Consider the following 7,707-nt stretch of genomic DNA (forward strand, 5'->3'; position numbering starts at 1 on the left):
CGCTCCTCCTCCGGTTTCATGGACACCCTCCAGGCCCGCTGGCGCCGCCGCCGCGAGCGCGGCGGCTGGTAACCGGCGCGAGCGTGTCGGCTGACGCGGCTTCGCCGCGGCCGCCACGCTGCCGCGCACGCAGTTGCCTTCCGTAGGTGACCACCTCCGCCCGGCGGCAAGCCCTGCGTACGCGTCCTCGTGGTGGCTCTCCGTGCCCGTCCTCACGACGAGGTGTGAGGGTTTGCGCCGCGAAGTGTGACGCTTCGGGCCGCCAGGTGTGACGGTTCGTGCCGCGAGGTGCGTTGCTTCGCGCGACGAGGTGCGGGTTGTGGTTGCACGAAGTGCGGGTTGTGGTTGCACGAGGTGCGGGTTGTGGTTGCACGAAGTGTGGGTCGTGGTGCCCCTTGCCGGATCCGGGTGCGTCGTTCGTAGCCACGAGCGACACCTCGCACCGCCATCGCTGACACTTCGCGCAGCCAACCCTCACACCTCGCGGGGCCAACCCTCACACCTCGCGGTGGGTCAGGGACGGCGCCAGGTGGACCAGACGGAGCGGGGGAGCCACTGGGCGCGGCGGCGGGCGCGGGGGGTGACGCCGGCGGAGAGGGAGGCCGTGACCAGGGCGGCGTCGGACTCCGTCGCGGTGCGGTCGGCCACGGCGACGGCGGAGCGGGAGCCGGGGCGCGCGTAGCGGGTGCGCTCGACGGTGTCGACCAGCCGCTCCAGGGCAGCCGTGGCCTCCGGGGCCTCGAACGGGCCGGTGCGCGGGCGCTCGACCGGCTGGGCATCGGGGTCGGCGAGGTGGTCGACGAGGACCGCGCCGACCTCGCGGGGCGAGCGGCCCTCGGGCCAGGGGATGCCGACGTCGAGCGCCGTGGCGCGCAGCTCGGCCCACAGCTCGTCCGGACCGCCCCCGAGGCGGGAGCGGCGTGCGGTGCCGCGCACCGAGCGCGGGCCGAGCAGCAGCACGGCGAGCAGCACGAGCAGCACGGCCACGGCCGCGCCGATCGCGACGTTGCGGCCGGTCTTGCTGCTCGTGCCGGTCGTCGTGCCGGTCTCCGTGCCTGCGGGCTCGGTCGGCCGGTTCGCGCCGGGCGCCGGAGCTGCCGAGCTGGTGCCGCCGGTGTCGGTCGGCTGGCTGGCGGCGCCGGTGTCCTCGTCGCCGGAGCCGGGCGTCGAGACCCGGCTGTACGCCGGCACCGAGGTCGCCCGGCCGGCCGGGGTCGGCTCGAAGCGGACCCAGCCGGCACCGGAGAAGTAGAGCTCCGGCCAGGCGTGCAGGTCGTGGCTGCTGTAGACGAACTCGTTCGGTCCCACCTGCTCCGGCTCGAGGAAGCCGATCGCGACCCGCGCCGGGATGCCGAGCACGCGCGCCATGACAGCCATCGCCGACGCGAACTGCTCGCAGTAGCCGACCCGACCGCCCGGGGCGAGGAAGCCCTCGAGGGTCGCGTTGCCGGCACCGCTCGGTGCGCGGCGCAGGTCGTAGCGGAAGCCGCCGTCCTGGCGGAAGAAGCGCTGCAGCATCACCGCGCGCTGGTAGTCGTTGGACGCCGGCGCGGTGACGCTGCGGGCGAGGTCGCGCACCAGGGCCGGTACGGCGGAGGGGAGCTCGAGCAGCTCGTCGGGGACCGCGCCGGTGGACGCGTCGCGGAAGTAGCGTCCGTCCGTGCCGTAGTGCGGGGCGACGGCGGTCATCGAGTAGTCCATCCCGCGGGTGTCGAGGTCGTCGTCGGCCGCGAGGAAGTCCATCGTGCTCGGGTCGAAGCGCCAGTCGCCGTCGGCCCGCACCGCCGCTGCCGGGAAGCTCGTCGGCAGCCACGTCGAGTCGAGCTGCTCGGTGACCTGGACCCGGTAGTCGTACTCCGTGCGCGGCACCTCCTGCGCCAGCCCGACCGGCGGCGGCAGCGCACCGCTCGCAGTGTTGCCCGACGGCACGTCGCGGTCGCCGCTGCTCCACTCCGCCCCGGTGAACCGGTTCAGCACCGAGATGCGCAGGTACGACGGACGGGGGTCGTCGGTCACGACCCGGACCATCGCGACGTCCTCGCCCCGCTCCAGGTCGCGGCGCATGTCGGCGATCGGCTTGCGGATCTGGATGTTCCCGCCGCCGCTGCCGCTGCCGAGGTCGAACAGGTCGGTGCCCAGCACCGGGACGAACGCCGGCACCACCAGCGCGAGCGCGGTCGCGGTGAGGCCGATCCGCCCCGCACCCGCGCGCGCCGCCTCCCGCACCGGGTTGCCGTGGCCCCACGGCGAGTTGTCCTCCGGTCCCAGCGAGCGCCCCCAGCGCAGCAGGCTGTCGCGGGCGTCGAGGTGCAGCATCAGCAGGAAGCCGAGGGTCGTGACGACGAAGCTGCCCCAGCCCGGTCCGTCCTGGAGCAGCCCGCTCGGCACCGAGTAGACGGCCAGCAGGGCCAGGCCCGCACCCGGGACCCGGCCGAAGGTGAAGGCGACCGCGTCGACGAGCAGCACGAACACCACGCCGGAGACGACCAGCAGCGGCCAGAGCGGCGGCACGTCGGGGCTGATCGGCGCGGCGTAGGTCCGTGCCGTGTCCACGGCGACCGACAAGGCGTTGCCCAGCGCGGAGAAGGTCGCGCCGTCCGGGACCGCCGACCCGGTGACCTGCCACGCGACCACCGCCCACGCGACGACGAGCTGGGCGAGCAGGGTCAGCCAGCGCGGCGAGGCCAGCGAACGCAGCCCGGCGCCGGTCACCACGATGGCCAGCCCGGCCACCCCCACGCGGTTGAGGTACGACGGAGGGCGGGTCACGAAGCCGTGCCACGCGGTCAGCGCGACCCAGGTCGTGGCGAGCCCGATCAGGCCCAGCGCGAGCGCGGCGCGGAAGGAGGGCGTGCTGCGGGCGGCGCTCATGCGCGCAGCCCTCCTCGCGACGGGGCGCGTCCGAGGTCGCGCCAGGCGGCGTCGAGCCGGTCCCGTGGGCCGACCCCCGCCGCGCGCCAGCCCATCGCCAGCATCGGCTCGGCGGCGGCAGCGGGGCCGAGGCTGGTGCGGGACGAGGACCACTGGTCGACGTCGAGCACGACGGCGAGGGCGACGCCGGCGTCGTGGCGGATCCGCCGCAGTGCGCTGGTGTCACCCGCGACGTGGGCGCCGAGCAGGGCGACCACGACGCCGCCGCGGGCCTGGTCGCCGGACCAGGTCGTGTCGAGCGAGGGTGCTGCGGTGAGGCCGAGGACGGCGAGCTGGCGCAGGGACTGCTCGGCGCCGTCGGCCTCGGCGCCGGTCGCGGTGGCCAGCTGCACGGCGTACCCGTGCTTCTCGAGGTGGACCACGACGGAGGCGGCCGCGACGACGGCGGCCTCGAAGCTGGAGGCGGGCCCCTGTCCGCGGTGCGCGTGCGCGCGGTTGTCGATGACGACGGTCGCGTGCGCCTCCCAGGGCTGCTCCTCGCGGCGCACCATGAGGTCGCCGACCCGGGCCGAGCTCCGCCAGTGCACGCGCCGCAGGTCGTCGCCGCGGCGGTACTCCCGGACGCTCACGTCCTCGGCCGAGCCGGACGCGAAGGCCTGCGGCCGGTGCTCGCCCGCGCCCTGCCACCCGCCCGAGAGGGGGATGGCCGGCAGCGGCAGGACCCGCGGGGTGACCACGAGCTCGGCGGTGCCGCCGATCTGGCGGCGCCGCTCGACCAGCCCGAACGGGTCGGTGATCCGCACGACCAGCGGGCCGACCTCGAACCGGCCCCGCACGTCGGAGCGGACGGGGTAGGTGACCGTGCGCTCCCAGCGCTGGCCCAGGCCCTGCAGCACGAAGCGCGGCCGGCTGCCCAGGGCGTAGGGGAGGGAGTCCTCCACGAGCAGGGGGCCGTCGGCCCGGCGCCGGTCGCTGGCGATCGCGAGGTCGATCCGCGCCGTCTCCCCGGCCCGGAGCAGGCGTGGCCACACGGTGCGGGTGACGGTCGGGTCGTGCTTGCGGCGGCTGACGAAGAGCGCGGCGACGACGGGGAGCGCGAGCACGAGGACGCCGACGCGGGTCAGCGCAGGCTGCCCGAACACGACCGCGCACACGATCGCGGTGACCCCGGCGGCGAGGAACGCCCGGCCCCGGAGGGTCAGCGAGGAGAGCGAGGGGCGCGGCATCGTGGGGGAGCCGGGTCGGTCAGGCGGAGGGGTCGGGGACCGGGACCTGGGCGGCGATCCCGTCGAGGATGGCGGCCGCGTCGCGGCCGCCGACGGCCGCCTCGGCGCTCGGCAGCAGGCGGTGGGCGAGCACCATCGGCAGCAGCGCGCGGACGTCGTCGGGCAGGACGTAGTCGCGGCGCTGCAGGGCCGCGCGGGCCTTGGCCGCCCGGACCAGGTGCAAGGTGGCGCGAGGCGAGGCGCCGAGCAGCAGCTCGGGGTGGTTGCGGGTGGCGGAGGTGAGCGCGACGGCGTACCGCTGGACCGCGTCGGAGACGTGGACCCGGGACACGATCTCGCAGAGCTTGCGGACCTCGGCGCTGTCGGTCACCGGCTCGAGGTCGTCGAGCGGGCTGACCGTGCCGTGGCTGGAGAGCATCGCGATCTCGGCGGCCGGCACGGGGTAGCCGATGGACACCCGGGCGAGGAAGCGGTCGCGCTGCGCCTCGGGCAGCGGGTAGGTGCCCTCCATCTCGACCGGGTTCTGCGTCGCGATGACCATGAACGGCGACTCGAGCTGGTAGGTCACGTTGTCGACGGTGACCTGGCGCTCGGCCATGCACTCGAGCAGCGCCGACTGCGTCTTCGGGGAGGCGCGGTTGATCTCGTCGCCGATGACGACGTTGGCGAAGACGCCGCCGGGGCGGAACTCGAAGGTCCGCGTCGACTGGTCGAAGACCGAGACGCCGGTGATGTCCGACGGCAGCAGGTCGGGCGTGAACTGGATGCGCCGCACGGTCGAGTCGATGCTGCGGGCCAGGGCCTTGGCGAGCATGGTCTTGCCGACGCCGGGGACGTCCTCGATGAGCAGGTGGCCCTCGGCCAGCAGCACGACGATCGCGGCCCCCACCACGTCGCCCTTGCCCTCGATGACCTTCTCGACGTTGGCGCGGACCCGGGCGGCCACCCGGGCGACGGCGTCGACGTCGGTGGTGAGGTCGGTGCCGGTGGTGGCGCCGGTCGCGGCGCCCGCGGACGGCGGTGCCGGCGGCGGGCTCATCGGTGGGCTGGTCGGCGTCTCCACGGCTACTCCTCGTCGTGCTCTCCCTCGGTGGACCAACCCTACGGCGCAGGTGGGAGGAGCGGGGCCACTGCGCGACAGCGGCTCCGGGACCGGTCGCCCCACCGTCCCCCACCACCCGCTCCACTCCGCTCCACCACCGCTCCACGGGGCCCTGACCTGCGCCGACCTGCGCTGACCTGCGGGTTTCCGGGACGCGGGGGAGCCAATCCCCCCGCGAAATGGGGCGTTGGTGGTTGACGGTGGGGGAAAGTGGGGTACTGTGGTGGAAAGTGGAGGAACGGCGGAGTCCAGTGGGACGGCTGGGGGTGGCCCGATGCTCTTCATGGGCACGTACACCCCGAAGCTCGACGACAAGGGCCGCCTCTTCCTCCCGGCGAAGTTCAGGGATCGGCTGGCGGAGGGCGTCGTGGTCACACAGGGACAGGACAAGTGCCTGGTCGTGTGGCCGCCCGATGTCTTCGCCGAGGAGGCCGAGCGGGCAGCCGCGCGGCCGATGACCAACAAGGCCGCCCGGCGCTACGCCCGGGTGCTGTTCGCCGGTGGTGACGAGAGCACCCCCGACAAGCAGGGCCGGATCTCCATCCCTGCACACCTCCGGGAGTACGCCGGCCTCGAGCGCGACGTGGTCGTGATCGGGGTCCGGGACCGGCTCGAGATCTGGAGCCCCGCCGCCTGGCGCGAGTTCCAGGCCGAGGCGCTGGACGAGTTCGCCGAGCTCGACGAGGACGACGACTAGCAGCACCGGCGGCCACCAGCCACCACTGGCAGCCACCGACAACCACTGACAACTCAACAGCGGATCCGCAGGACGAGGTCTCAGCCCGCTCCCGCTATCCCGACCACCCGACGTCGCGCCTCCTGGGGCACCTTCCCCGGCACCAGGCGGCACCCGCGACCGGAGGGGGTCAGTCACCCGGCCTTCTGGGGCACCTTCCCCGGCACCAGACGGCATCAGACGGCACCCGAACAACCCGGGCAGGGGAGCGGGCAGGGACCTGGCTCTGCGGATCCGCGCGATTTCACAGCCACCACCGCACAACAGCAGTTCCACACCGGGTCGAAGGGTCGAAGCCATGAGCGTGATGCGGACGCACGCACCGGAGGTCTCCGGCTCGCGGCCGCCGCGCGTGCGGGAGCAGGCACGCGAGGTGCTGCTCCTCATGGCCTTCTCCGCGGCCGTCTCGGTCGGCTGCGCCCTGCTGCTCGTGCTCACCCACCTGGCCTCCGGGTCGGGGCGCTGAGACGGCCATGGCCAGCCCGCGCCACGTCCCCGTCCTGCTGGACCGGGTCGTCTCCCTCCTCGCGCCCGCGCTCGAGCGCGACGGCATCGCCGACGACGAGCAGACCGTCATGGTCGACTGCACCCTCGGCCTGGGCGGCCACACCGAGGCCGTCCTCGAGCGCTGCCCGCACGCCCGGGTGATCGGCATCGACCGCGACCCGCAGGCGCTCGCGATGAGCCGCGAGCGGCTGGCGCCGTACGGCGACCGGTTCACCGGCGTCCTCGCGGTCTACGACGAGATCGCCGACGTCGTCGCCGACCAGGGCCTCGACGAGGTCGACGCCGTCCTGTTCGACCTCGGCGTCTCCTCCATGCAGCTCGACCTGCCCGAGCGCGGCTTCGCCTACGCCGTCGACGCCCCGCTCGACATGCGGATGGGCAGCACCGGCCCCACCGCCGCCGACGTCCTCAACACCTACAGCGCCCCCGAGCTCGCCCGGGTGCTCCGGGAGTACGGCGAGGAGAAGATGGCGCGCCGCATCGCCGACGCCGTCGTCCGCGAGCGGGCCCGGGAGCCGTTCACCACCTCGGGCCGCCTCGTCGAGCTGCTGTACGACGTCATCCCGGCCCCCGCCCGCCGCACCGGCGGGCACCCCGCCAAGCGCACCTTCCAGGCCCTGCGCATGGAGGTCAACGACGAGCTCGGGGTGCTGCGCCGGGCGATGCCGGCGGCGGTCGACGTGATCGGGCTCGGCGGCCGCGTGGTCGTCGAGTCCTACCACTCCCTGGAGGACCGGCTGGTCAAGCGCGTCTTCGCCGACGCCACGAAGCTCGACGTCCCCGACGACCTGCCGTTCGTGCCGGAGGGGGCCGAGCCGTCGTACCGGCTGGTCACCCGCGGGGCCGAGCAGGCCACCCCCGAGGAGGTCGAGGAGAACCCTCGCGCCGCCTCGGTCCGCCTCCGCGCCGTCGAGCGCATCCGTCCGTCGAGCAGGTCCAGCAGCACTCAGGGCAAGGGAGCCGTCTGATGTCCTCCACCGCAGCACAGGTCCGTCGCCTGCAGTCCGTCGCTCCCCGGGTCGCGCAGGCCGCCCTCGAGCGGGCCCGGCTCACCGTCGTGCCGCGGCCCCGGCGCACCCGCGCCCCGCGAGTGCCCTTCGTCGCCTTCGTCAGCGTCATCCTGCTCGCCGGCGTGGTCGGCCTGCTGCTCTTCAACACGTCCATGCAGCAGGCCTCCTTCCGGGCGACCGCGCTGCAGGGCCAGGCGACCGACCTCGGCGCCCAGCAGGAGGCGCTGGAGATGGACATCCAGTCGCTGCGCGAGC

At 74.4% G+C, this 7,707-nt stretch carries 6 protein-coding genes and 1 pseudogene; 4 read left to right on the forward strand and 3 right to left on the reverse strand.

Annotation, left to right across the window (positions count from 1 at the left end):
* Positions 1–513: 513 nt before the first annotated feature.
* The 3 genes from L615_RS18420 to L615_RS18430 are packed head-to-tail and all read right to left on the reverse strand — an operon-like array spanning position 514 to position 5,136.
* Positions 514–2,871 carry a DUF3488 and transglutaminase-like domain-containing protein gene (locus L615_RS18420; protein ID WP_145726070.1) on the reverse strand — a complete coding sequence of 786 codons (2,358 nt, stop codon included), beginning with the start codon at positions 2,869–2,871 and terminating at the stop codon, positions 514–516.
* Complete coding sequence (locus L615_RS18425; protein ID WP_028656651.1) at positions 2,868–4,097, reverse strand: DUF58 domain-containing protein; 1,230 nt, start codon at positions 4,095–4,097, stop codon at positions 2,868–2,870. The genes L615_RS18420 and L615_RS18425 overlap by 4 nt, the downstream gene beginning before the upstream one ends.
* A 19-nt stretch (positions 4,098–4,116) precedes the next feature.
* The gene (locus L615_RS18430; RefSeq protein ID WP_084255429.1) at positions 4,117–5,136 is read right to left on the reverse strand and encodes a MoxR family ATPase; all 1,020 of its coding nucleotides are present in this window, start codon (positions 5,134–5,136) and stop codon (positions 4,117–4,119) included.
* Between the two features lie 337 nt (positions 5,137–5,473).
* Here L615_RS18430 and mraZ point away from each other — a divergent pair, with 337 nt between their 5' ends.
* The 4 genes and pseudogenes from mraZ to L615_RS23875 form a co-directional block, all read left to right on the forward strand.
* A complete protein-coding gene (mraZ, locus tag L615_RS18435) occupies positions 5,474–5,896 on the forward strand; it encodes a division/cell wall cluster transcriptional repressor MraZ (RefSeq protein ID WP_028656650.1) in 423 nt (140 codons plus the stop codon).
* A gap of 337 nt (positions 5,897–6,233) precedes the next feature.
* Positions 6,234–6,401, forward strand: coding sequence for a hypothetical protein (locus L615_RS23505; RefSeq protein ID WP_157514959.1), 168 nt, complete (start codon positions 6,234–6,236; stop codon positions 6,399–6,401).
* A gap of 7 nt (positions 6,402–6,408) precedes the next feature.
* Positions 6,409–7,410 (forward strand): 16S rRNA (cytosine(1402)-N(4))-methyltransferase RsmH, encoded by a 1,002-nt coding sequence (gene rsmH, locus L615_RS18440; RefSeq protein WP_028656649.1) that lies wholly within the window; start codon positions 6,409–6,411, stop codon positions 7,408–7,410.
* Positions 7,410–7,707 (forward strand): annotated as a pseudogene (locus L615_RS23875) (hypothetical protein); the annotation flags it as partial. The gene rsmH and the pseudogene L615_RS23875, both read left to right, overlap by 1 nt.

The organism is Nocardioides sp. J9, from assembly GCF_007829375.1.
Classification (GTDB): Bacteria; Actinomycetota; Actinomycetes; order Propionibacteriales; family Nocardioidaceae; genus Nocardioides.

Coding starts and splice junctions, on each gene's coding strand:
- rsmH (WP_028656649.1), top strand. CDS start 6,409: ATGGCCAGCCCGCGCCACGTCCCCGTCCTGCTGGACCGGGTCGTCTCC.
- mraZ (WP_028656650.1), top strand. CDS start 5,474: ATGCTCTTCATGGGCACGTACACCCCGAAGCTCGACGACAAGGGCCGC.
- L615_RS23505 (WP_157514959.1), top strand. CDS start 6,234: ATGAGCGTGATGCGGACGCACGCACCGGAGGTCTCCGGCTCGCGGCCG.
- L615_RS18430 (WP_084255429.1), bottom strand. CDS start 5,136: ATGAGCCCGCCGCCGGCACCGCCGTCCGCGGGCGCCGCGACCGGCGCC.
- L615_RS18425 (WP_028656651.1), bottom strand. CDS start 4,097: ATGCCGCGCCCCTCGCTCTCCTCGCTGACCCTCCGGGGCCGGGCGTTC.
- L615_RS18420 (WP_145726070.1), bottom strand. CDS start 2,871: ATGAGCGCCGCCCGCAGCACGCCCTCCTTCCGCGCCGCGCTCGCGCTG.